22 protein-coding genes are annotated in these 22,910 nt (G+C 66.0%); 11 read left to right on the top strand and 11 right to left on the bottom strand.

Translation table 11 applies throughout. The annotated features are described in order from the left end of the window. The 4 genes from IOC61_RS00785 to IOC61_RS00800 form a co-directional block, all read right to left on the bottom strand. The coding region (locus IOC61_RS00785) for an SLC13 family permease (protein ID WP_195686990.1) at positions 1-795 on the bottom strand (795 nt) is incomplete at its 3' end. A gap of 105 nt (positions 796-900) precedes the next feature. Beyond that, positions 901-1,698 (bottom strand): enoyl-CoA hydratase-related protein, encoded by a 798-nt coding sequence (locus IOC61_RS00790; protein ID WP_420706319.1) that lies wholly within the window; start codon positions 1,696-1,698, stop codon positions 901-903. A gap of 8 nt (positions 1,699-1,706) precedes the next feature. Further along, positions 1,707-3,908 (bottom strand): acetate--CoA ligase family protein, encoded by a 2,202-nt coding sequence (locus IOC61_RS00795; protein ID WP_195686992.1) that lies wholly within the window; start codon positions 3,906-3,908, stop codon positions 1,707-1,709. 111 nt (positions 3,909-4,019) lie between these two features. Beyond that, positions 4,020-4,826, bottom strand: coding sequence for an enoyl-CoA hydratase/isomerase family protein (locus tag IOC61_RS00800; RefSeq protein WP_195686993.1), 807 nt, complete (start codon positions 4,824-4,826; stop codon positions 4,020-4,022). 263 nt (positions 4,827-5,089) lie between these two features. Here IOC61_RS00800 and IOC61_RS00805 point away from each other — a divergent pair, with 263 nt between their 5' ends. Next, on the top strand, positions 5,090-6,007 hold the full coding sequence (locus tag IOC61_RS00805) for a MurR/RpiR family transcriptional regulator (RefSeq protein ID WP_311428984.1): 918 nt from the start codon (positions 5,090-5,092) through the stop codon (positions 6,005-6,007). A gap of 167 nt (positions 6,008-6,174) precedes the next feature. Here IOC61_RS00805 and IOC61_RS00810 read toward each other — a convergent pair whose 3' ends face one another. Next, complete coding sequence (locus IOC61_RS00810) at positions 6,175-7,152, bottom strand: NADPH:quinone reductase (protein WP_195686995.1); 978 nt, start codon at positions 7,150-7,152, stop codon at positions 6,175-6,177. 264 nt (positions 7,153-7,416) lie between these two features. Continuing rightward, a complete protein-coding gene (locus tag IOC61_RS00815; RefSeq protein ID WP_195686996.1) occupies positions 7,417-7,989 on the bottom strand; it encodes a hypothetical protein in 573 nt (190 codons plus the stop codon). A 173-nt stretch (positions 7,990-8,162) separates the two neighbouring features. On the opposite strand from IOC61_RS00815, the gene IOC61_RS00820 reads away from it, so the two are divergent. Further along, on the top strand, positions 8,163-8,912 hold the full coding sequence (locus IOC61_RS00820) for a glycerophosphodiester phosphodiesterase family protein (protein WP_195686997.1): 750 nt from the start codon (positions 8,163-8,165) through the stop codon (positions 8,910-8,912). Between the two features lie 77 nt (positions 8,913-8,989). Here IOC61_RS00820 and IOC61_RS00825 read toward each other — a convergent pair whose 3' ends face one another. Together IOC61_RS00825 and IOC61_RS00830 are read right to left on the bottom strand one after the other, a co-directional pair. Continuing rightward, a complete protein-coding gene (locus tag IOC61_RS00825; RefSeq protein WP_195686998.1) occupies positions 8,990-9,235 on the bottom strand; it encodes a GlsB/YeaQ/YmgE family stress response membrane protein in 246 nt (81 codons plus the stop codon). Positions 9,236-9,316: 81 nt separating this feature from the next. Then, positions 9,317-9,862 (bottom strand): DUF924 family protein, encoded by a 546-nt coding sequence (locus tag IOC61_RS00830; RefSeq protein ID WP_195686999.1) that lies wholly within the window; start codon positions 9,860-9,862, stop codon positions 9,317-9,319. 87 nt (positions 9,863-9,949) lie between these two features. Between IOC61_RS00830 and IOC61_RS00835 the strand changes: the two genes are divergently transcribed. The 9 genes from IOC61_RS00835 (at position 9,950) to IOC61_RS00875 (ending at position 19,187) form a co-directional block, all read left to right on the top strand. After that, positions 9,950-10,132, top strand: coding sequence for a hypothetical protein (locus IOC61_RS00835; RefSeq protein ID WP_161422179.1), 183 nt, complete (start codon positions 9,950-9,952; stop codon positions 10,130-10,132). Positions 10,133-10,144: 12 nt separating this feature from the next. Further along, positions 10,145-11,536: a YcjX family protein gene (locus IOC61_RS00840; RefSeq protein ID WP_195687000.1), complete on the top strand. Its 1,392-nt coding sequence runs from the start codon at positions 10,145-10,147 to the stop codon at positions 11,534-11,536. Continuing rightward, the gene (locus tag IOC61_RS00845; protein WP_195687001.1) at positions 11,533-12,591 is read left to right on the top strand and encodes a TIGR01620 family protein; all 1,059 of its coding nucleotides are present in this window, start codon (positions 11,533-11,535) and stop codon (positions 12,589-12,591) included. Before IOC61_RS00840 ends, IOC61_RS00845 begins: the two co-directional genes overlap by 4 nt. A gap of 83 nt (positions 12,592-12,674) precedes the next feature. Next, positions 12,675-13,115 (top strand): universal stress protein, encoded by a 441-nt coding sequence (locus IOC61_RS00850; protein WP_195687002.1) that lies wholly within the window; start codon positions 12,675-12,677, stop codon positions 13,113-13,115. Positions 13,116-13,282: 167 nt separating this feature from the next. Continuing rightward, positions 13,283-15,223 carry an exoribonuclease II gene (locus tag IOC61_RS00855; RefSeq protein WP_195687003.1) on the top strand — a complete coding sequence of 647 codons (1,941 nt, stop codon included), beginning with the start codon at positions 13,283-13,285 and terminating at the stop codon, positions 15,221-15,223. A 180-nt stretch (positions 15,224-15,403) separates the two neighbouring features. Further along, complete coding sequence (gene siaA, locus IOC61_RS00860) at positions 15,404-17,422, top strand: biofilm regulation protein phosphatase SiaA (protein WP_195687004.1); 2,019 nt, start codon at positions 15,404-15,406, stop codon at positions 17,420-17,422. A 34-nt stretch (positions 17,423-17,456) separates the two neighbouring features. Further along, a complete protein-coding gene (siaB, locus tag IOC61_RS00865) occupies positions 17,457-17,990 on the top strand; it encodes a biofilm regulation protein kinase SiaB (RefSeq protein ID WP_195687005.1) in 534 nt (177 codons plus the stop codon). 13 nt (positions 17,991-18,003) lie between these two features. Beyond that, complete coding sequence (gene siaC / locus IOC61_RS00870; protein WP_195687006.1) at positions 18,004-18,393, top strand: biofilm regulation phosphoprotein SiaC; 390 nt, start codon at positions 18,004-18,006, stop codon at positions 18,391-18,393. Continuing rightward, positions 18,390-19,187 carry a diguanylate cyclase domain-containing protein gene (locus tag IOC61_RS00875; RefSeq protein WP_195687007.1) on the top strand — a complete coding sequence of 266 codons (798 nt, stop codon included), beginning with the start codon at positions 18,390-18,392 and terminating at the stop codon, positions 19,185-19,187. Before siaC ends, IOC61_RS00875 begins: the two co-directional genes overlap by 4 nt. 86 nt (positions 19,188-19,273) lie before the next feature. Here the strand turns inward: IOC61_RS00875 and sucD are convergent, their stop codons facing one another. The 3 genes from sucD to lpdA all read right to left on the bottom strand — a co-directional run bounded on the left by sucD (position 19,274) and on the right by lpdA (position 22,892). After that, positions 19,274-20,146, bottom strand: coding sequence for a succinate--CoA ligase subunit alpha (gene sucD / locus IOC61_RS00880; RefSeq protein ID WP_132041371.1), 873 nt, complete (start codon positions 20,144-20,146; stop codon positions 19,274-19,276). Then, positions 20,146-21,312 carry an ADP-forming succinate--CoA ligase subunit beta gene (gene sucC, locus IOC61_RS00885; RefSeq protein WP_132041370.1) on the bottom strand — a complete coding sequence of 389 codons (1,167 nt, stop codon included), beginning with the start codon at positions 21,310-21,312 and terminating at the stop codon, positions 20,146-20,148. Before sucC ends, sucD begins: the two co-directional genes overlap by 1 nt. A gap of 137 nt (positions 21,313-21,449) precedes the next feature. After that, positions 21,450-22,892 carry a dihydrolipoyl dehydrogenase gene (gene lpdA / locus IOC61_RS00890; protein WP_195687008.1) on the bottom strand — a complete coding sequence of 481 codons (1,443 nt, stop codon included), beginning with the start codon at positions 22,890-22,892 and terminating at the stop codon, positions 21,450-21,452. Between the last annotated feature and the right edge of the window lie 18 nt (positions 22,893-22,910).

Below are 22,910 nucleotides of genomic sequence, written 5' to 3' on the forward strand. Positions count from 1 at the left end.
CACCCCGAAGAAGGCATGGCCGGCACGGCGCTTCTCGTCGCGAACCACCGCCAGCACCGGCACCGCCTCCTTAAGCTTCTGCTGCAGCTCACGCAGGGTCAGCCCCCTGGCCTGGGAGTCTTCACCGACACGCAGTTCGACCAGGTAGTTGGCGGTGTCGAACATGGCCTCCGTGGAGGCCTTGCCCGCGCGCTGGGGCACCAGGCGCCAGCCGACCAGGAGAATGAAGACCAACCCCGCCAGGGCTACCGCCACGCCTACCGGCGAGAAGGAGAACATGCCGAAGCTATCGCCGGTCACGCCGCCACGGTAGCTGGCGATAATGATATTGGGTGGGGTGCCGATCAGGGTGGTCAATCCGCCCAGCAGTGACCCGAACGCCAGGGGCATCAGCAGCAGCGAGGGGGAGATGTCGTGCTCGCGCGCCAAGCGCATGGCCACCGGCAGCAGCAGCGCGAGCGCTCCCACGTTGTTCATGACGCCGGAAAGCACCACGACCGTGCCCACCAGCACCAGCAACTGCAGGAAGAGGCTCTCGCCCACCTTGAGGAGCTGCTTGGCAATCAGGTCCACCACGCCCGAGCGCTCGAACCCCCGGCTGAGGACGAGGACGGCGGCCACCGTTATCACCGCCGGATGGCCGAAGCCCTGGAAGGCCTGATCGCCGGGAACCAGGCCCAGCACCACCGAGCCCAGCAACGCGGCCATCGCCACCAGATCATAGCGAAAGCGCCCCCAGACAAAGGCTGCCAGGGTCGCGCCCAGGACGAGGAAGATCAGGGTGCTGTCGGCCATCGGTTCACCTCCCTGTGTGATCGGATGGCCACAGCATCGCCAGCCAGGCGCCCTGGCGACAAGTGTTTTCTACCGTTCGAGGCCGATCCGTCGCCTCTCGCCTGGTTACTTCGCCATTTTTTCCAGCATGGCGTTGACCGCCTCCAGATGCTCGGGCTCGTTGTGGCACATGCCCTGGAACACCGCGCAGAGGTCGAGGAAGTCCTTGAGCTCGGTGCGCTGTGCCATCTTCATCAACCGCTTGGTCAGCCGAGTCGCCTTGGGGGGCTGAGCGGCGATGCGACCGGCCAGCTCGAGGGCACGCTCCATCAACGCCTCGGGTTCGGTGACCTCGAGCACGATGCCATACTCCCTGGCCTCCTCGGCATCGATCACGCGTCCCGACAGGGTCAGCTCGAAGGCGCGCTGGTAGCCAATCAGGCGCTGCATGAACCAGGCGCCGCCATCCCCGGGGATGATGCCCAGGTTGAGGAAGGTCTCGCCGAACTTGGCCCGCCGCGAGGCGATCCGGATATCGGCCATGTTGGCCAGGTCGAAGCCGGCACCGATGGCGGGGCCATTGACCGCGGCGATGATCGGCACCTCCACCTCGGCGAGCGCCAGCGGAATGCGCTGGATGCCTCGACGATAGCGCGCCGAGACTTCGGCCACGTCACCGGCGAAGTCGCCGTCTCGATTGGCCATGTCCTTGACGTTGCCGCCGGCCGAGAAGGCACTCCCCGCACCGGTCAACACCAGCACCGAGACATCCTCGCAGGCGTTGACCCACTCCGCCACGGCGACAATGTCATCGACCAGGGCGGTCCCGGTCAGGGCGTTGCGCACATCGTGACGATCGAGGGTCAGGGTCGCCACCCGCCCCTCGAGGGTCAGATGGGCATCGGTCATTTGGGGATAAGACATCGACTGGCTCATGACAGGGCTTCCTCGTCGCGATGGGATTGGAGATCGGATTCACGCTCGACGATAACCCGGGCATCCACTACCGCATAGCCTTCGGCATTGACGATCACCGGGTTAAGGTCCAGCTCGACGAGCTCGGGATAGGCCTCGACGATGCGCGACACCTTGAGCAGCAGATCGACCAGAGCGGCCTTGTCCACCGCCTTCTCGCCGCGTACCCCGTCGAGAATGCGACTGGCCTTGATCTGCTCCACCATGGATTCGGCATCGAGACGGGAAAGCGGGATCGAGCGGAAGGCCACATCCTCGAGGATCTCGACGAAGACGCCCCCCAGGCCGAACATCAGCACTGGCCCGAAGATGGGGTCGCGGATCACCCCGACGATCACCTCCACCCCCTTCTGCGCCATGGGAGTGATCAGAACGCCTTCGATCTCGGCCTCGGCATCGTAGTCACGACAGGAGGCGAGAATCGCCCGGCGCGCCTCGCGCATGGCGCCCTCGCCCACCACATCAAGCCTGACGCCGCCGGCGTCGGACTTGTGCAGGATATCCTTCGATACCACCTTCATCGCCAGCGGCGTCTCGCCGAACCGTTCGGCCGCCTCGACCAGCTGCGCCTCGTCTCTTGCCACCAGCTCCAGCGGCACCTCGATGCCATGTTCGCGCAGCAGCCGCTTGGCCTCATATTCGAAGAGGTCGCGCCCTTCGGCACGAGCCTGATGAAAGATGGTGGTGAGCTCGGGCAGCGGCGCCACGCTGGGCACACGGCTCGCGCCTCGAGACTGAGCCAGGTACTGGCCGCGCTCCCCCAGCGCCGAGAGCACCCGCACCGCATGTTCGATGGAGGCGTAGACCGGCAGGCCGGCCTCGTGCAGGCGACGCAGCGCCGGCGGCTTGACCGGTGTATAGAGGCTGTAGATCACCAGAGGCTTCTCGGTGGCATTGGCGAGGTCCACCATGGCCTCGGCTCCGCGCATCTCGTCGCCCAGCAGCGACTCGGCGAAACGCTGGCTATAGCCACCGAACATGCCTACCAGGAAGACGCTGTCGACGTTGTCGTCGGCGGCAACGATCTCCATGCAGGTCGCCAGCAGCGACGGATTGGCATCGGTGGAGCCCGCCACATCCACCGGGTTGACGGTGGAGGCCTGAGGCAGGAGCACCTCGCGCAGCCTTGTCCGGGTCGCCTCGGAGAGCTCGGCAAGCACCAGGCCCGCCTCGACCAGGCGATCGGAGGCGATGGTCGCCTGGCCACCGCCATCGGCAACCACCGCCACACGCTTGCCGCGGGCCTTCTGCAGCAGGCCCAGCCCCTCGGCGACCGGCAGGATCTCGTCGGACTGATGCACCACGCTGACGCCGGATTGCCTGAGCAGATCCACGGTCATGGCATAACTGCCCGCCAGCGCGCCGGTATGCGAACTGGCCGCCTTCTGGCCGGCCTCGGTAGAGCCCGACTTGTAGAGCACCACCGGTTTCATGGCGGCCACCTCTCGGGCCACCTCCAGGAACTTGTGCCCGTCGCGGAACCCCTCCACATAGAGAGTCGCCACGCGAGTATGCGAATCTTCGCCGAGATAGCGCAGGTAATCGTTGAAGCCGATATCGCTCTGGTTGCCGGGACCGATATAGGTGGAGAAGCCCACCTGGCCATTGTGCTGCGCCTCCAGTGCCAGGGAGAGCAGCATGTTGCCGGACTGGGAGATGATGCCGACATCCCCGGGCCTGACGTTGTCCAGCGCCAGCAGGTTGACCCGGTGGTGCAGGTTGAAGATGCCGGACGTATTCGGACCGATCAGGCGCACGCCATGGGCGCGGGCCTTCTCCAGCATCTCGCGTTCGAGCGCGGCTCCCTCTTCGCCCACCTCACTGAAACCGCTGGCCAGGATCACCGCCCCCTTTATGCCTCGGCGGCCGCACTCGGCGACAAGCCCGGGCACGCTGGGTGCCGGAGTGCAGATCAACGCCAGCTCGGGGTTGCCGGGAATGGCGGTCACCGAGGGCCACGCCTTGACCCCGAGAATCATCTCGGCCCGGGGGTTGACCGGATAGATCTCCCCCCGGTACCCCTCCTTGATCAGCCCCACCATGGCCTTGTAGCCACGCTTGGTGGGGTCGGCGGAAGCCCCCACCACGGCGATGCCGGAGGGAGCCAAGATGTCATGCAGCGGGCTGCGGGTCGGAAGATGTCCTTCGATGGGATTCATGGCGAGATAACCTTGGCGACGGATGTCGCTGAGTCGAGTTTGGCACGGGAGTGTGGCGAAACGGTGGCGCAGGACCGGCGGGAGCCGGGCCGATGACAAGGCATGGCGGCGTTACTCGCCTCGGAAGCGCGGGGTGCGCTTCTCGGCGAAGGCATCGACACCCTCCTGCCAGTCCCGGGTGGTACCGACGAACATCATGCCCTCGAGTTCGGCGGTCAGGCAGGCATCCAGGGTGCGCTCGCCGGACATGGTGAGCTGCTCCTTGGCGAGCTGCATGGAGAACGGCGCCTTGGTGGCGACCCTGGCGGCAAACTCCAGGGCAGCATCGGCAAACGCCTCATCGGGATAGTGGCGGTTGGCCAGGCCGATACGCACCGCTTCGGGGCCGTCGATACGCTCCCCCAGGAAGACCAGCTCGCGGGCCTTGGCCAGGCCGACCAGTCGCGGCAGCAGCCAGGTGACACCCCCGCCCAGGAAGTTGCCGATGGAGACCTCGGGCAGGCCGATCTGGGCGCTGTCGGCCATCAGCAGGAAATCGGCGGCCAGGGCGATCTCGGCACCGGCCCCCAGGGCGTAGCCATTTACCGCGGCGATCACCGGGGTCTTCAACTGCATCAGGCGCTTGCAGACGACCTGCTCGCCCTGCAGGTACTGACGACGATCGAAGGCGGTGCGCCCGGCCTTGTGCTCCTTGAGGTCGGCACCGACACAGAAGGCGCGCCCCTCGCCGGTGATCATCACCACCCGCACCTCGGGATCCTGCTCGGCGGCGGTCAGGGCGTCATTGAGCTCGTCGTAGAGCGTCTGGGTCACGGCATTGAGGCGATGGGGGCGGTTGAGACGAATCTCCTGCACCTGCCCGTGACGGCGAGTGATCAGCGTCGAGAAGTGAGACGAGGGGGTAGCAGCGTGGCTCATGGTGTTATGGCGCCTCCGAGGCGTCAGTCGTCGATGGCGGTAACGGTCGTTGCCGCATAGGCAACAAATGTTTCACTCATAAAAAAACTACAGCACATTTGTTTTATTGACATGCTAGCCAGCCCCATGCCCCACGTCAACACATACGTTTCCTAATAAAAATATTTAAGAAACATTTGTTTCACTACGCTTCGAGCACTTCGGATACAATGCACGCCAACACTTCATTCTCGACCCCATTCACGACCACCCGGGAGACCGCCGTGCTGGACCACGAACGTCGCCACGACAACCCTGCCGATGACTGCCAGAACTCTCTGGACAGGGTCAACCGGCAACTCGCCGAGGCCTATCCGGAGCTTAGCCCCCAGCTCAAGCTGGCAGCGGGTTATGTGCTGGAGCACCCGGTGGAGGTGGCCTTCCAGTCGATCCGCAAGTCGGCCTCGGCCGCCAGGGTCACGGCCTCAACGCTGGTGCGCCTGGCCAAGCGGCTGGGGTTCGACAGCTACGAGCAGTTTCGTGAGGTCTTTCAGTCGGCGGTGCAGGCCGGGCCTGTGGAGCTCTCCGGGCGTGCCAACCAGCTGCGCAACATGGCCAGCCAGACCGACGACCAGGTCTTTCTGGATGTGGGGGATGCCGCCTTCGACAATATCGGCCGGCTGTTCACCGCGGACAACCAGGCACGGGTACGCGAGGCCGCCCGACTGCTGCTGGGGGCCGAGAGGATCGCCGTGGTGGGATTTCGCGATGCCTTCGCCTGCGCCTATCACTTCGCCTATGTGGGGCGCATCGCCATGCCCAACATTCAGCTGATTCGAGGCCAGGAGGGAGGACTGCTCACGGAGCTGGCGCCCTTCGGGGAGGGCGATGTGGTGGTGGCCTTCGGCTTCGAGCCCTACTGCGCCGAGACCATGCGTGCCCTGGAGATCACCCGGGCGGCTGGCGTCGACGCCATCGTCATCACCGACACCCTGCGCTCGCCGCTGGTGCCGGGGGCGTCGATCACCTTTCCGGTGGCCAACGCCACACCGCACTTCTTCCCCTCGATACTCTCCGCCATCACCCTGGTGGAGACGCTGCTGGCCGAGTGCGTGGCCTTCGGCCCGGATGACCTGGTGGGCAATGTGGCGAGCTTCGAGTCACGAATGCGGGCGATGGGCGCCTATGTGGAGAACGGCTAAGGCCGTAAGCCGTAAGCCGTAAGCCGTAAGCCGTAAGCCGTAAGCCGTAAGCCGTAAGCCGTAAGCCGTAAGCCGTAAGCCAGGATGGCAACGCCAAGCCTAGCGGCAAGGGTTTTTCTTACCACTTAAAGCTTACAGCTTACAGCTCCTGGTCCGGCGAAGCCGGATCAGGGAATCAGAATGGTGGAACCGGTGGTCTGGCGACCCTGAAGGGCGTCCTGGGCCTTGCCGGCCTCGGCCAGCGGGTAGCGCTGGGCGATATCGACCTTGACCTTGCCGCTCTTGAGCATCTCGAACAGCTCGGCGGCCATCATCTCGAGACGCTCGCGGGTATCGGCGTAGCCGTTGAGGCTGGGGCGGGTGGTGTAGAGCGACCCCTTCTGGTTGAGGATGCCGAGATTGACGCCCTCCACGGCCCCCGAGGCGTTGCCGAAGCTGACCATCAGCGAGCGCGGCTTGAGGCAGTCCAGCGAGGTCTCCCAGGTGTCCTTGCCCACCGAGTCGTAGACCACATCACACATGGCGCCATCGGTGAGTTCGCGCACCCGTTCGACCACGTTCTCCCGGGTGTAATCGATGGTCGCCCAGGCGCCATTCTGCTCGGCGAGTGCCGCCTTCTCCGGCGAGCTCACCGTGCCGATCAGCTTCACCCCCAGCGCCCTGGCCCACTGACAGGCGATGGAGCCCACGCCGCCGGCGGCGGCATGCCAGAGGATGGTCTCACCGGCCTCGAGGCGGTGGGTCTGACGCATCAGGTACTGCACGGTCAATCCCTTCAGCATGCTGGCCGCGGCGGTTTCGAAGTCGACACCCTCGGGCAACACCACCACCTTGTCGGCAGGCAGGGTATGCAGCTCGGCATAGGCGCCCAGGGGGCCCTGGGCATAGGCGACGCGATCGCCCTCCCGAAGGTGCGTCACGCCCTCGCCCACCGCGTCAACCACCCCGGCCGCCTCGGTGCCAAGGCCGGTGGGTAGCGCGGGTGCCGGATAGAGGCCGGTACGGAAGTAGATGTCGATGAAGTTCAGGCCGACGGCACGGTTGGCGACCCTTACCTCGCCGGGACCGGGGTCCGCCGGGGCGACGTCGACAAGCTCGAGGACCTCGGAGCCGCCGGTACGGGACAACTGGATACGCTTGGCCATGTCGCTGTTTTCCTTTGCTGGCTAGTGGATGATCCCACCAGTCAAGCGCCAAGGCCTCCTGCGGTCAAGTCGTGCCCCTTTCAGAGTAGTGCTATCGCAGTTACCCCAGGCTGATGGTGGAAGGCGCCGGGGACAGGCCGGAGAGGGGGTCCGAGGACCAGGGATGGCCGAGGTAGCCTACAAGGAAGTACTCGTAGCGCCCCCTCGTAGGCCTGTCGCCGGAATAGCCTTGAGCGGTACTGCCATCTGCGATAGCCCTGCCACTCAGAGGGTGGCGGGAAAGGCTTCCAGGCCGCGGATAAAGCGCGCCTTGTAGTCATCGAACTGTTGACGGTCCTGCTTGAAGGACTGGATCACCGAGGCCTCGTCGAAGGTCAGCGCCCGCGGCAGGTCCTCCAGTGAGGTGGCGGGATGCTTGGGTCCCAGGCCGATATGCACACCGGCCCTGCCTTCCAGCCAGCGTGAGATCCCCGCTTCGCTGAAGCGTCTCTTCTGCTCGTCGTCCTGGGTATCGACGCGCAGGGGCGCCTTGAGCGCCAGCTCGGCGACCAGGCGCTCGGCCGGCCGCGCCACGCTCTGCTGGTCGAGCTCGGCCAGCAGCATCACGGTCATGCTGCTGCCATGCTCATCGAGCACCAGCAGGGCCAGCGCGACGGGACGCGCCTGATCATCCACCAGCGCCAGCACCCTGGCCGCCTCCTGCTCGACCAGCACCGCCAGGGTGCCGGCGAAGGTGGCCAGGGGGCGAAGGCCAGCCTCATGGCCATAGGCCTCGGCGCAAAGCCGGGCCAGGCACGCCTCGCGCTGGCTGGGGTTGTTGATATTCACGACTCTCATCTCACTCTCCTGCACCGGCGGTGGCGCTCTGGCTGCATTGAATCTGGCGGCATCGAAAGTGGCGCAGCCTAGCATATCCAGACCAGACCATATCCAGAACAGGTGGATGGCGATACGCTAGGGCGGCTTTCTCACCGCCGGTGACGACGCTTCGCTGACCAGGACGATGGCCGATGCCCCACCCCGATATCTCGCTTCCCCGCCTGATGGCCCACCGGGGCTTCTCCTCCCAAGCCCCCGAGAACACGCTGGCCGCCGTACGCGCCGCCCACGACGCCGGCTGCAGCTGGGTCGAGCTTGACGTTCAGTTGCTGGGCGATGGCACCCCGGTGATCTGGCATGACGCCGGGGTCCGGCGCTGCTCCGATGCCCGCGGCAGGCTCGCCGACCTGGACCTGCCCGCCGCTCGGCGCCTCGACGTGGGGGGCTGGTTCTCCGATGCCTTCCGTGGCGAGCGTATCGCCACCCTGGACGAGATGCTGACGCTGATCGACGAGCTGGGGATGGGGCTCAACCTGGAGCTCAAGGTCAACCGTGGGCGCAATGCCGAAGCGCTGGTCGAGGCGTCGCTTCCGGCCGCCCTCGAGGCCCTTCCGCCGGAGCGGCTGATCGTCTCCTCCTTCAATGACCAGGCCCTGAGCCAGGCGCGCCGGCTGGCGCCCGCTTCGCGGCTGGCGCTGGGTGTCCTCTTCGAGGGGGTCGGGCGCGGCTGGCAGAAGCGCTGCGTCGGGCTCGAGGCCTACAGCATCCATGCCGACTGGCGGCGGCTGAGTCGTCGAACGGCCGAGGCAGTCAAGGCGGATGGCTACGCCCTGCTCTGCTATACCCCCAACGACCCGACCGCCTTTACCCATCAATGGCAATGGGGTGTCGATGCGGCGATCAGCGACTATCCAAACCGCTTTCTGGGCCATTTGCCCTGACCTCCCCACGACTCTGAATTCATTACGACAAAGGGCCGCCTGCAGGCGGCCCTTGGACAACAATCAACGCTGAGAAGTTAGGCTTTCTTCACCTTGCTGATGATCCACAGCAGGATCAGCGCGCCGACCACGGCACTGAACAGCGACCCCAGAAACCCGCCGGTACCCATGCCGAGGATCTGCTTGAAGATAAAGCCGCCGATCACCGCGCCGACCACACCGACGCCAATGTTCCCGAGAACACCGAAGCCCCCTCCCCGCATGATATGACCGGCGATCCAGCCGGCCAGGCCACCGATAATCAACCAGGCGATAATTCCCATGATGCCTCCCGTATGTGTCGTGACGAATAGTGAGTGGTGAGTGATAAATGGAGAGTGTGATGTGGCGCCAGTATAAAGACGCTAGAAGGAAGAGCCCGGTTGTGCCAGAAACTCCAGCTCCTCAGGGGTAGAGTCACGGCCCAGGATGGCATTGCGGTGGGGATAACGCCCAAAGCGCAGAATGATCTCGCGATGGCGATGCTCGACACCCAGGTGCCTCTCGAGGCCCGGCTGATCGAACAGCCATGCTGCCTGCTCGTGGATCACCGCCGACTCGCTATGCATGAAGGGCATATACAGGAAGGCTCGCCTCTTGGGCGGCAGCCCGGCATCGGCGCCGCAAGCCACCGCTTCCTGGGCGAGTACCAGTGCCATGGGGTCGGCGGTGAAGGCCGCCGGGGTGTCACGATGAATATTGCGGGAGAACTGGTCGAGCACGATGATCTCGCCAAGTCGACCCGCCGGCGTCTCTCGCCAGCGCCACAGCTCGCCACGACAGGCCGCGGCCAGACAGGCACCGAAGCGTCTGGCAATCTCGGCATCCAGACGCGAATCCTTGCGGAACCATTGAGCCGGGTTGAGCTCATCGAACCAGAATGTCAGCACCTCATCGGGGGTCGTCGTCATAAGCCATCCTTGATTGCTGCGCTGCCGCTGGACCGACTCTCCTGATACCATCCCCGACGTGACACCACAAGCGAGGAGCGTTATCGCATGAATCCCGACCCCCTCTGGTCGATGATCACCTATCTGTTCAATATCCTCGGCATGCTGATCTGCCTGGGAGGCCTGAGCCTGGCTCACTACAGCCGCCATCTGTGGCCGGGACGCATCATCGCCGGCGCGGGGTTCCTGCTGGCCGCCTCACCGACCCTCTACGGCCTTGTTGCCGGCTGACGGAGCCCCCGCATGCGCCAGCCCTTCACCCGTGAGCTACAGGACCTGCTGGAGCGGGGCCGCGATCGCCAGCTGCGGCTGGCGGTCACCGGCCTCTCCCGCGCCGGCAAGACCGCCTTTCTCACCTCCCTGGTCAACCAGCTGCGTCATGCCGGCCTGGAGGCGCGCCTGGACCTGCTGCCCGCCGCCAGGGAGGGCCGCCTGCTGGGGGCCCGGCGTGTCAGCCAGCAGGACCTGGGAGTGCCACGCTTTCCCTACGACCAGGCCATGGCGGCACTCTCGGCGTCCCCGCCACGCTGGCCGGAGCCGACCCGCGGCATCAGCGAACTGCGCCTGACCATCCGCTACCGTCCCGCGCGCCCCGGCCTGCTGGGGGGCGACTCCCGCCAGCTGACCCTGGACCTCTTCGACTACCCGGGCGAATGGCTCCTCGACCTGCCGCTGCTGGGCCTGGACTATCCCGGTTGGTGTGCGCGACAACACACCCTGGAAGGCAACCAGCGCGCCGCCCACTTCGCCGCCTGGCAGGCCGCGGTCGTAAGGCTCGACCCCGCCGCCGAGGCCGACGAGGCACAGCTGGCCGAGATCAGTGAGCACTTCGCCGCCGGACTGCGCAGCGCCCGGGAGGCGGGCTTCGCCGACCTGCAGCCCGGTCGTTTCCTGCTGCCCGGGGACCTGTCCGGTGCGCCGGTCCTGCAGTTCTTCCCGCTGCCCGGGGTTTGCGACATGGACCCCGCGCTCCTGGCCAGCCTGCCCGAGTCGAGCAACTACGCCACCCTGGCGCGGCGCTTCCGCTACTACCAGCAGCATGTGGTGCGCCCCTTCTATCGCGACCATTTCCGGCGCTTCGATCGTCAGATCGTGCTGGTCGATCTGCTGGGAGCGCTGAATGCCGGTCCCGAGCGTTTCCAGGACCTCTCCCGGGCACTCGCCAACCTGATGCAGAGCTTCGATTACGGCCAGCGCAGCCTGCTCTCGCGACTGTTCGCCCCGCGCATCGATCGCCTGGCCATCGCCGCCACCAAGGCCGATCATGTGACGCCCGAACAGCACCCTCGCCTGGTGTCACTGCTCGAGGCCCTGCTGGCCGAGCCCCTCAAGGACCTGCGCTATGCCGATGTCCCCGTACGCGCCCTGTCACTGGCGGCGATTCGCGCCAGCGAGTCGCGCGAGGTCGAGAGCCAGGGACGGCACACCCCGGCGCTGCGCGGCACCGGCCTCGATGGCGAACCGTTGCTGATCTACCCCGGCGAGGTGCCGGAGCGTCTTCCCGACGACGCCTTCTGGACGCGTCAGGGCTTCGACTTTCCGGCCTTCCGCCCGCTGCCCATGGAAGATGGCGCCCTGCCTCATATCCGCATGGATGCCGCCCTCGACTGGCTGATCGGAGACAAGCTGACGTGAGCACGCCCCACGACCCCCGCCCCGGACGGCGTTTCTCCCTCGAGGAGCCGGCCCCTTCCTCCACACCAAGGGATCCGCGCCCACCCGAGGCCTATGCCCACGACCTGCCGAGCCAGGCGCTGACACCGAGTCATGCGCCAGCCGAGCCGGTGCTGGAGGCCAGCCTGGGGCGTCCCCGCAAGCGCCGCTGGGGATTGCTGGTGCTGCTTGGCGGCACCCTGGGGCTGGGGGCCGTCGAGGCCGGCACCACCCTGTATGCCGCCGGCATCGGCGGGGACTGGCTGGCCAGCGCCTGGAGCCTGCTGCTGCTGATCGCCCTGGCCCTCGGCGCAAGCGCCCTCGGCCGCGAACTATGGCGCTTGCGCCGCCTGCGGCGTCATGACCGGCTGCGCATGCGCCTGGGCGGCCTCGCCACGGCAACCCGCGGCGAGGCCGACGCGACCGCCGATGTCCTGCGCCGCGCCCTGAACCTGGATACCGACCACCCGCACTGGCAGGCCTTCCTGACCGCGCGACAACCCCATCACGGCGCGACCGAACTGCATACCCTGCTCGACCATCACCTGCTGGCCCCACGCGACCGGGCGGCCCGCCGCCTGGTGTCGCGGATGTCCGGCGAAACCGCGGTCATGGTGGCGGTCAGCCCGCTCACCCTGGTCGACATGTCGCTGGTGGCCTGGCGTAGCCTGGCGATGGTCGACCGCCTGTGTCGCCTCTACGGCCTGGAACTGGGCTATGCCGCCCGCCTGCGACTGCTGCGGGAAGTGCTGCGCCAGATGGCCTTCGCCGGCGCCACCGAGATGGCCGGTGAGGCCGGCATGGAGATGCTCTCGATGAACCTGGCCGGGCGCCTCTCCACACGGGCCGCCCAGGGGCTCGGCATCGGTCTGACCAGTGCGCGCCTTGGGCTGCGCACCCAGCGCCTGACTCGCCCGCTGCCCTTCGACGAGGAGCAGGCACCGCGCCTGGCGGATCTGCGCCGGGAGCTGTGGCAGCAGCTGCGTCGCCTCGAGGCGGAGGGGGAGCGTGGCGGACCTGATGCGGCTCAAGCTTAGGCCCACCGGGCACCATGTCACATGACCCCGACAAGGAAAACGACTAGGCTCGAGATAGTCCCTGACCAATAAGGAGTCGCACCGTGTACACCTCCATCCTGGTTCCCGTCGATGGCTCCAAGCATGCCCAGCAGGCGCTCGCCGTGGCCTGCCAGCTGGCACAGCAGAATGAGACCAGGCTGATCCTGCTGCACATCCCCGAAAAGCTCGCCCACGATACGCTGCTGGTGTGGGGCATCGGCGCCGTCGACCTCAAGGCCACTGACGAGGAGCTCGAGGCAGCCGGACGCAAGATCGTGGAGCGCGCCGAGCAGGCCGCCCGCGATGCCGGCATCTCCAACGTCGAGACGCAGATCATCCAGGGCGACCCGGCCCGCGCCATCCTCAGCGAGTCACACAAGCGAGGCGTCGACGCCATCGTCATGGGCAGCCGCGGCCTCAGTGACCTCAAGGGCTTCGTGGTCGGCAGCGTCTCCCACAAGGTGGCTCACGCCGCCGAGTGCTCGGTGATCACGGTAAGCTGACCCCCCAGGACAAACCAGATGACGGCGCCAGCAGGCGCCGTTTCGCGTTACCGGCACCCGTGAAGTGCGCCAAGCCACTGATTCATGGCGCGCCCTCGCGCCACGTTTGGCGCGGCGATCGGGAATCCGTATAGTGGCCAGCCTACCCCCGCCACACGTTCGTGATCATGCTGCAGAACAACGCCTTGCTTGCCCAGCTCAAGCAACAGATTCGCTCCACCACCCCTCGTGTCGAGGGCGTGATCAAGGCCACCGAGAAGGGCTTCGGCTTTCTCGAAACCGATGAGGGCGACTCCTACTTCGTACCGCCCCCCGCCATGAAGCAGGTGCTGCATGGCGATCGCGTGGCAGCGGTGCTTCATGAGGAGGGCGAGAAGAAGAGCGTCGAGCCCGACACCCTCATCGAACAGGGACTGGAGCGCTTTATCGCCCGGGTCCAGAAGCGCGATGGCCGGCTGGCCGTGGTGCCGGACCACCCCTCCATCAAGAATGTCCTCAAGGCCCGCATCAAGCGCAGCCTCGATGAGAGCACCATCGGCGATGCCGACTGGGTGGTGGCACGCCTGGTACGCCACCCCCTGAAGGCCGACGACCGCGGCTTCTTCACCCAGATCGACGAGCTGGTGGCCAAGGCCGATGACCCGGCCGTGCCGTGGCGCGTGACCCTCGCCCGCCACGCCCTCGAGCAGGAGTGCCCGGACGCCGGTGACGACTGGCCGCTGCGTGACGAGGGCCTCGAGCGGGCGGACCTGACCGCCGAGCCGTTCTTCACCATCGACGGCGAGAAGACCCGCGACATGGACGATGCGCTGCGCATCGTGCCGCGTGCGGAGGGCGGCTGGGACCTCAGCGTGGCCATCGCCGATCCCACCGCCTACGTCGAGGAGGGGCATGCCGCCGACCTCGAGGCGCGCACCCGTGCCTTCACCGTCTATCTGCCGGGCCAGAACGTCACCATGCTGCCCGAGCAGCTGGCCGACGACCTCTGCTCGCTGTGGGAGAACAAGGAGCGCCCCGTGCTGGCCTGCACGCTGACCGTGCACGCCGATGGCAGCCTGGGCGACTACCGTTTCTTCGCCGCCACCGCGATGTCGCATGCTCGCCTGGCCTACGACCGGGTATCCGACTGGCTCGAGGGCCAGGGCGACTGGGCGCCGGCAGACGCGATCGGCGAGCAGCTCAAGGCGCTGCGCGACCTCACCGAGGCACGCAGTGCCTGGCGTGCCGAGCACGCCCTGGTGTTCAAAGATCGTCCCGACTTCGTCTTCGACCTGGATAGTGCCGGCAATGTGCTGGATATCCGCACCGAGGAACGGCGTATCGCCAATCGAATGATCGAGGAGTCGATGATCGCCGCCAACGCCTGCTGTGCCGACCTGCTCTCGGAGCATATCGGCCACGGTATCTTCAACGTGCACCGCGCCTTCGAGGATGACAAGGCCGAGGCCGCCCAGGAGTTTCTCGCCAGCCAGGAAATCGCCGTGGAGCGCGAGGCCCTTACCGAGCTGCCCCGCTACAAGGAGCTCAAGCGTGAGCTGGAAGGTCGCGACGACGCCTGGCTCGACGCCCGCCTGCGCCGCTTCCAGGGCTTCACCAGCATGTCGGCCAAGCCCGGCCCGCACTTCGGCCTGGGCCTCCCCGCCTATGCCACCTGGACCTCGCCGATCCGCAAGTATGGCGACATGGTCAACCACCGCCTGATCAAGCGGGTGCTCAAGGGGGAGCAGGCACCGGCCGAGGCGAGCCTCGAGCTCACCGAGCAGCTCACCGAGCGGCGCCGCCTCAACCGGATGGCCGAGCGTGACGTCAAGGACTGGCTCTACGTGCGCTACCTGACACCGGCCGCCGAGTCCCAGGAGACCTTCGACGCCGAGATCATCCAGATCAACCGCGGCGGCATGCGCGTGCGCCTGACGGCCAACGGCGCCACCGCCTTCGTGCCGGCACCGATGATGCACAGCGAGCGTACCAAGGTCGCCATCGACGACAAGGAAGGACGTATCCAGATCGAGAGCGAGGAACGCTACAAGCTCGGCGATCACGTTCGCGTGGCGCTGATCGAGGCCCGCGAGGAGACCCGCTCGCTGGTGGCGCGCCCCGCCGAGTAATCTCGCCTCTTCCCCAACTCGCAGGCGATTGCCATGGCGATCGCCCGCTCCCTCCCGACCCCGCGTCGAGGGTCGTCGAACGACGACAAATGTGGCATTGTTTATTCAACAATGAAGAACAAGGATTCCGAATAAGCCGGTCATGTCAGGCCGCCTCGGAATCGACGCAAGGGAAACCCCATGGCCTATCGCTGGGGACTGCGCGGACAGTCCACCCTGAGCCTGCTGCTGGCCTGTCTGCTGGCCCTGATTCCAGCCCTTCTGATCGGCTGGCTGGCCCTCGACAATGTCCGTCACCACTTCGCCACACGCTACGCCGAGCAGTACACCCTTCTGCACATGCAGAAGATTCTGACCCCCGTTTCCCGTGAGCTGGCTCTCTCCCGACGCTTCGCCGACTCGGTAGTGACCCGCGAATGGCTCGGCGAGCCGGACCATGCGGCACGCCGTGACCGCTTCTTCCGCGAGGCCAGAGGGTTTCGCCAGCAGTTCAGTGGTGACGCCTACTTCATTGTCAATCACGAGACCGGCAACTACTACTACAATGACGGCCTTGCCCCTCAGAGCCGTCTTCCTCGCTACCGGGTCGTTCCCGACGATCCCGACAACGCCTGGTACTTCGCGACCATGGCCGGCGGCGACGGCTACAACATCAACGTCAACCTCGACGCCAAGCTGGGGCTGGCCAAGGTCTGGTTCAACGTCAAGATCATGGACGGCGACCGACCGCTGGGCCTGGCCGGCGGCGGCCTCGACCTGAGCCGCTTCCTCGACGATTTCATGCGCAGCAGCGCCCCCGGTCTGACGCCGCTTATCATCGATGCCCGGGGTGCCATTCAGGCCCACCCCGACCGCAGCCAGCTGGCGCTGAGCTCCGGCGCACTGACCGACCTCAACGATGATGCGCCCCATCTGCAGGCGCTGCTCGGCAACGATGCCCAACGCGACCGGCTGGAGACGTCAATCGCCGATGTGCGGCAATATCCCGGCACGGTAGCCACCCTGGAAGCCGAGCTCGAGGGGGCACCGCGCCTGCTCACGCTGGGCTATATCCCCGAGCTCAAGTGGCTGGTGGTGACGGCCCTGGACCTGAAGAGCGCCCCGCTTATCGATAGCCGCTGGCTTCTGCCCCTGGCGAGTGCCCTGCTGCTGGTATTCCTGATCCTGCTGGCGGGATTCGCCTATGGTATCGAACGCCTGGTTCTCGCTCCCCTGCGCGGCCTGCAGCATTCGGCCCGGGCCATCGCCAGCGGCGACTACGACAGCCATCTGCCGACCGAGCGCCGTGACGAAATCGGCGAGCTGTCGAGGGCCTTCTCGCATATGGCGGGTCAGATACAGCGTCACACTCGCGAACTGGAGGAGAAGGTTCGCCAGCGGACCCAGGCCCTGGAGTCCAGCAATGCGCGGATGACCGCGGCCCGCCGCCAGATCGACGCCTCTCTGGAGTATGCCAGCATCATCCAGCGCGCCATCCTTCCCGACCGACAACTGGCACGCCATCTGGCCGACCGCCATGCGCTTCTGTGGCGACCACGAGACCAGGTCGGCGGTGACTTCTACATCTTCCACGCCACCGACGGCGGCTATCTGATGGGGGTGGTCGACTGTGCCGGGCATGGCGTGCCGGGGTCGCTGATGACCATGCTGGCTCGAGCGATCATCGACCACGCCATCCTCAAGGTGGGAGCCGACGACCCGGCGGGCATCCTCAACGAGACCCACCGCCAGAGTCGCGAGACGCTGCATCACGAGAGCCTGCCCGCCTCCATCGCCACCAACATGGATATCGGCCTGGTCTGGATCGAGCGCGACGGCGGACAGCTGACGTTCGCCGGCGCCAAGATGTCGCTCTATGCCAGCGATGGTGAGGAGCTGGCGATCTACCCCGGCGGCCGCCGCGCCCTGGGCCAGCGGCGCGCCATGACCTACGAGAATCGCGTTCTGCCGCTGCATGATCACTGGACCTACTCCCTCTGCTCCGATGGCTTCCTCGACCAGGCGGGGGGCGAGCACGGCTTCGGCTTCGGCAATGCCCGCTTCGAGCAGATGCTCAAGCGCCATGCCACCACCCCGCTTGACCAGCAGATCGCCCGCTACGAAGCGGAGCTCGACGCCTATCGTGGCCAGCATCCGCAGCGCGACGACATTACCCTGCTATGCTTTCGCTTCACGCCGGCCGCACCAGCGGATACCTGATCACAGTACCACCAACCTCATACGCGGAGAGGCCATGGACCTTCTGACCTTGCGTAACACCTACCTCCAGCAGCGCATCATGCTGTGCTTCAACGGCCCCATCTCACGCAGCCTGATCGAGGAGATCGGACACGCGCTGCGCAACTACCTGAACCATCAGTCGGCGGCGCCATCGGCGGCCATGGATGTCTTCGCCGTCTATATCGAGATGACCCAGAACATCCGTCACTATGCGACCCGCCGCGAGTATGGGGAGGAGGACGCGACCGCGACCATCGCCGTGGCGAGAGACGGCGAAGGGCACTATCAGGTATCGGCCGGCAACCTGGTGGAAGACGCCGACGGCCAACGCCTGGTCGAGGCCGTGGAGAGCCTGGCCCCCCTGGATGCGGCGGCTCTCAAGCGTGCCTACAAGCAGCAGCTGCGACGCCCCCGCGACGAGTCGGCCGACAGCGGCGCGGGCCTGGGGCTGATCGACATGGCGCGCAAGTCGAGCCATCCGCTGGTCGCGTCTCTGCAGCCTCTATCCTCTGGCCGAAGCTTCTTCAGCCTGACGGCGACCATCTAAAGGGAGAGTGATCATGAACCAGGACCTGAACCTTGCGGGTAGCGTCTCCACCCCCGCCATCCAGAGTGACTGGCAGGCGGGACGCCTCTGCATGCAGGGAGACTCCTATCCGGAGAACTCCTATGAGCTGTTCGGCCCGGTGATCGGCTGGGTCGAGGCCTATCTCGCCCAGGAGTCACGCCCTCTCGAACTCCGCCTCGAGCTGGTCTATCTCAACACCAGTTCGGTAAAGGTCATGATGGATATCTTCGATCTTCTCGAGGAGGCCTACCAGGAGGGGCGTCGGGTCGAGGTCGTGTGGCACTACGACGCCCGTAACGACCGCATCGCCGAGCTTGCCGAGGAGTTCAAGGAGGATTGCAGCTACCCCTTCGCCATTCGTGCCCTGGAAGTTTCCACGTGAGCCAACGCGAACGGGAGCTGCTGGAGGAGGTGGCAGACCTGCTGGCGACGGAGGAGTACCGGGGGCACAGGCTGCACTCGGCGCTGCAGCGCCTCTATCGGCGTCACCTGGCGCAACAGGAGCGGCTGGAACGACTGGTCACCATCGCCGACGGCTTCCAGAAGGGGGCCCAGCAGGACCTTCAGGAGACACGACAGCAGCTGGAGCGCCAGCGCCGCCGTCAGCACAAGCTGTCGTATATCGCCGACCGCTTCCAGGACCTGTTGCACGAGCGCAACCAGGCACTCAAGGATGTCTCGCGCCTGGACCCCCTGACCGGCCTGGCCAACCGACGCTGTCTGCATGAGCGGCTGGAAGTCCTGACCGCCGATGTGATCCGCCAGCGCCGCACCGCCAGCCTGGTGATGCTGGACATCGACCACTTCAAGACCATCAACGACCGCCATGGACACGCCACCGGCGACCGGGTCCTTGTCACCCTGGCCAAGAGCCTGGAAAGATCGCTGCGGCAACATGACCTCTGTGGGCGCTGGGGCGGGGAGGAGTTTTTGCTGGTGCTGCCGGATACGCCGAGTGATCAGGCCCGCCCCCTGGTGAGACGGCTCACCGAGCAGCTGCGACGCCTCACGCTGACCGCCGATGACGGAGAGACCGCGTTCTTTATCACCGCCAGTGCCGGCATCGCCGAATGGCAGCCCGGCGAGGGGTATCAGGCCACCATCGAGCGCGCCGACCGGGCCCTCCTCGAGGCCAAGCGCCAGGGGCGCGACCGCTGCTGCCTCGCCGAGGCATAGACTCCCCCATCCCTCGCCATGAAAAGGGCCTACGAAAAAGGGCGCCCGAAGGCGCCCCTTTTACATCGCTTGAAGACGAACTCGGCTTACCAGCCGGTCACTTCCTTCAGCGCGTCGCCGATCTGAGCCAGGGAACGCACGGTCTTCACACCGGCATCTTCCAGGGCGGCGAACTTCTCGTCCGCGGTCCCCGTGCCACCGGAGATGATGGCACCGGCGTGGCCCATGCGCTTGCCGGGAGGCGCGGTGACGCCGGCGATGTAGGAGACCACCGGCTTGGAGACGTTGGCCTTGATGTAGGCGGCCGCCTCTTCCTCGGCGGTGCCGCCGATCTCGCCGATCATCACGATCGCCTCGGTGGCCGGGTCCTTCTCGAACATCTCGAGGATGTCGATGAAGCTGGAGCCCGGGATCGGGTCGCCGCCGATGCCCACGCAGGTGGACTGACCGAAGCCGTGATCGGTGGTCTGCTTGACCGCCTCGTAGGTCAGGGTGCCGGAGCGCGACACGATGCCGACCCGGCCGGGCTTGTGGATATGGCCCGGCATGATGCCGATCTTGGTCTCGCCGGGAGTGATAACGCCCGGGCAGTTGGGGCCGATCAGGCGCACGCCCAGCTCGTCACACTTGACCTTGACGTCGAGCATGTCGAGGGTCGGGATGCCTTCGGTGATGCACACGATCAGCTTGATGCCGGCGTTGGCAGCCTCGAGGATCGAGTCCTTGCAGAACGGGGCCGGCACGTAGATCACGCTGGCCTCGGCGCCGGTCTTCTCGACGGCTTCCTTGACGGTGTTGAACACCGGCAGACCGAGGTGCTCCTGGCCGCCCTTGCCCGGGGTCACGCCGCCGACCATCTGGGTACCGTAGGCGATGGCCTGCTCGGAGTGGAAGGTCCCCTGGCCACCGGTGAAGCCCTGGCAGATGACCTTGGTGCTCTTGTCGATCAGGATGCTCATTACTTGCCCTCCGCTGCCTTGACTACCTGCTGAGCCGCATCGGTGAGGCTCTCGGCAGCGATGATGTTGAGTCCGCTGGATGCCAGCTTCTCGGCGCCCAGTTCGGCGTTGGTACCTTCCAGACGCACCACGACCGGCACATTGACACCGACCTGCTCGACGGCACCGATGATGCCCTCGGCGATCATGTCGCAGCGCACGATACCGCCGAAGATGTTGACCAGCACGGCCTTGACGTTGTCGTCGGAGAGGATCAGCTTGAAGGCTTCGGCCACGCGCTCCTTGGTGGCGCCGCCGCCGACGTCAAGGAAGTTGGCCGGGCTGCCGCCGTGCAGGTTGACGATGTCCATGGTACCCATCGCCAGGCCCGCACCGTTGACCATGCAGCCGATATTGCCGTCGAGGGCCACGTAGTTGAGCTCCCACGCCGCGGCCTCGGCCTCGCGCTCGTCCTCCTGGGAGGGGTCGCGCATGGCCTGCAGGTCCGGATGGCGATAGAGGGCGTTGCCGTCCAGGCCGATCTTGGCGTCGAGGCAGTGCAGGTTGCCCTCGTCGGTGATCACCAGCGGGTTGATCTCGAGCAGCGCCAGATCCTTGTCGTGGAACATCTTGGAGAGGCCCAGGAAGATCTTGGTGAACTGCTTGACCTGGTCACCCTTCAGGCCCAGGGCAAAGGCCAGCTCACGCGCCTGGTAGGGCTGTGCACCCACCAGCGGATCGATCTCGGCCTTGAGAATCTTCTCGGGAGTCTCCTCGGCGACCTTCTCGATCTCGACACCGCCCTCGGTGGAGGCCATGAAGACCACGCGGCGGGTGCCACGGTCGACCACGGCGCCCAGATACAGCTCGTCGGCGATATCGGTGCAGGTCTCGACCAGGATCTTGGCGACCGGCTGACCATTGGCGTCGGTCTGGAAGGTCACCAGGTTCTTGCCCAGCCACTGCTCGGCGAAGGCCTTGGCCTCCTCCGCACTCTTGACCAGCTTGACACCACCGGCCTTGCCGCGGCCGCCAGCGTGGACCTGGGCCTTGACAACCCACATGTCGCCGCCGATCTTCTTGCAGGCTTCCGCGGCTTCTTCGGGGGTATCCACGGCAAAGCCCTTGGACACCGGCAGACCATAGTCGGCAAACAGCTGCTTGCCTTGATACTCGTGAAGGTTCATCGATTCATGCCATTGGTTGCATGTGACTCGAACGGCGCCCCGGCTCGACCTCGGCGGTCTGACTCAGGAGGCACCACCGTCCCCTCCGATGCATCGCCGGAAGGGGCACGCCGCCCGGTGGGCGGCGCTTGTTATCCTTACTTCTTTTTCTTCTTGCGATTGGCCATGTGGATGGCATGGCCCTCCACGGCCAACGCGGCCTCATGCACCGCCTCCGACATGGTCGGGTGGGCATAGCAGGTCAGCGCCAGATCCTCGGCACTTGAACCGAACTCCAGGGCGATGACCCCCTGGGCAATCATCTCGCCGGCATGCTGGCCAACGATATGCAGGCCCAGCACGCGGTCGGTCTCGGCATCGGCGATGATCTTGGCCTGGCCCTCGGTGGCATTGTTGGCCATGGCGCGACCGCTGGCGGCAAACGGGAAGGCGCCCGTCTTGACCTCGATGCCCTTGGCCTTGGCATCCTGCTCGGTCATGCCGACCCAGGCCACCTCGGGGAAGGTGTAGATGACGCTGGGGATGGCGTCGTAGTTCATCTCGGCCTTATGGCCGGCGATGATGTCGGCCACCATGATGCCCTCTTCGGAGGCCTTGTGAGCCAGCATCGGGCCGCGCACGCAGTCGCCGATGGCGTAGACGCTCGGCACGCTGGTGCGGCACTGGTCATCGACCTGGATGAAACCGCGCTCGTCGGTCTCCACGCCAACGCCGTCGCCAACCACGCCCTTGGTGTAGGGCTTGCGGCCGACGCAGACGATCAGCTTGTCGAAGGTCACCTCCTGGTCGTTGTCACCGTCGCTGTACTTGACGGTGACCTCGCCATCCTTGACCTCGGAACCGGTGACGCGGGCGCCCAGCTTGATATCCAGCCCCTGCTTCTTGAGCAGCTTCTGGGTCTCCTTGGCGATGGCACCGTCGACCATCGGCAGGAAGCTGTCCATGGCCTCGAGCACGGTGACCTCGGAGCCCAGGCGGTTCCAGACGCTGCCCAGCTCGAGACCGATCACGCCGGCGCCGATCACACCCAGGCGCTTGGGCGTCTCGGTGAACTCCAGGGCACCGGTGGAGTCGACGATGATGTCGTCGGTCAGCGGGGTCGGCGGGATCTCCACCGGCACGGAGCCCGCGGCGATGATGATGTTATCGGCCTCGTAGGTGGTGGCCTTGCCATCCTGGTCGGTCACCTCGACCTGCTTGCCACCGGTCACCTTGCCGGTTCCCTCGATACCGGTCACGCCGTTGGCCTTGAACAGGCCGGCGATACCACCGGTGAGGTTCTTCACGATCTTGTCCTTGCGGGCGATCATCTTCTCGACGTCCACCTGGACATCGCTGGCCTGGATGCCCAGGTCATCGAAGTCGTGCTTGGCTTCAACGAACTTGTGGGAGGCCTCGAGCAGCGCCTTGGACGGGATGCAGCCCACGTTCAGACAGGTGCCACCGAAGACGACCTTGCCCTCCTTGCCGATCCACTTCTCGACACAGGCCGTCTTGAGGCCCATCTGGGCGGCACGAATGGCGGCCACGTAGCCACCGGGGCCCGCACCGATCACGATCACATCAAACTTGTCGGCCATATTGGCTCCTGTTGCATG

It is taken from the genome of Halomonas sp. KAO (assembly GCF_015595025.1).
Taxonomy (GTDB): Bacteria; Pseudomonadota; Gammaproteobacteria; order Pseudomonadales; family Halomonadaceae; genus Halomonas.

Coding starts and splice junctions, on each gene's coding strand:
- IOC61_RS00825 (WP_195686998.1), bottom strand. CDS start 9,235: ATGGGAATTATCGCCTGGTTGATTATCGGTGGCCTGGCCGGCTGGATC.
- IOC61_RS00800 (WP_195686993.1), bottom strand. CDS start 4,826: ATGAGCCACGCTGCTACCCCCTCGTCTCACTTCTCGACGCTGATCACT.
- IOC61_RS00820 (WP_195686997.1), top strand. CDS start 8,163: ATGCCCCACCCCGATATCTCGCTTCCCCGCCTGATGGCCCACCGGGGC.
- IOC61_RS00815 (WP_195686996.1), bottom strand. CDS start 7,989: ATGAGAGTCGTGAATATCAACAACCCCAGCCAGCGCGAGGCGTGCCTG.
- sucD (WP_132041371.1), bottom strand. CDS start 20,146: ATGAGCATCCTGATCGACAAGAGCACCAAGGTCATCTGCCAGGGCTTC.
- IOC61_RS00830 (WP_195686999.1), bottom strand. CDS start 9,862: ATGACGACGACCCCCGATGAGGTGCTGACATTCTGGTTCGATGAGCTC.
- sucC (WP_132041370.1), bottom strand. CDS start 21,312: ATGAACCTTCACGAGTATCAAGGCAAGCAGCTGTTTGCCGACTATGGT.
- IOC61_RS00790 (WP_420706319.1), bottom strand. CDS start 1,698: ATGTCTTATCCCCAAATGACCGATGCCCATCTGACCCTCGAGGGGCGG.
- lpdA (WP_195687008.1), bottom strand. CDS start 22,892: ATGGCCGACAAGTTTGATGTGATCGTGATCGGTGCGGGCCCCGGTGGC.
- siaC (WP_195687006.1), top strand. CDS start 18,004: ATGAACCAGGACCTGAACCTTGCGGGTAGCGTCTCCACCCCCGCCATC.
- IOC61_RS00835 (WP_161422179.1), top strand. CDS start 9,950: ATGAATCCCGACCCCCTCTGGTCGATGATCACCTATCTGTTCAATATC.
- IOC61_RS00840 (WP_195687000.1), top strand. CDS start 10,145: ATGCGCCAGCCCTTCACCCGTGAGCTACAGGACCTGCTGGAGCGGGGC.
- IOC61_RS00810 (WP_195686995.1), bottom strand. CDS start 7,152: ATGGCCAAGCGTATCCAGTTGTCCCGTACCGGCGGCTCCGAGGTCCTC.
- siaA (WP_195687004.1), top strand. CDS start 15,404: ATGGCCTATCGCTGGGGACTGCGCGGACAGTCCACCCTGAGCCTGCTG.
- IOC61_RS00795 (WP_195686992.1), bottom strand. CDS start 3,908: ATGAATCCCATCGAAGGACATCTTCCGACCCGCAGCCCGCTGCATGAC.
- IOC61_RS00855 (WP_195687003.1), top strand. CDS start 13,283: ATGCTGCAGAACAACGCCTTGCTTGCCCAGCTCAAGCAACAGATTCGC.
- siaB (WP_195687005.1), top strand. CDS start 17,457: ATGGACCTTCTGACCTTGCGTAACACCTACCTCCAGCAGCGCATCATG.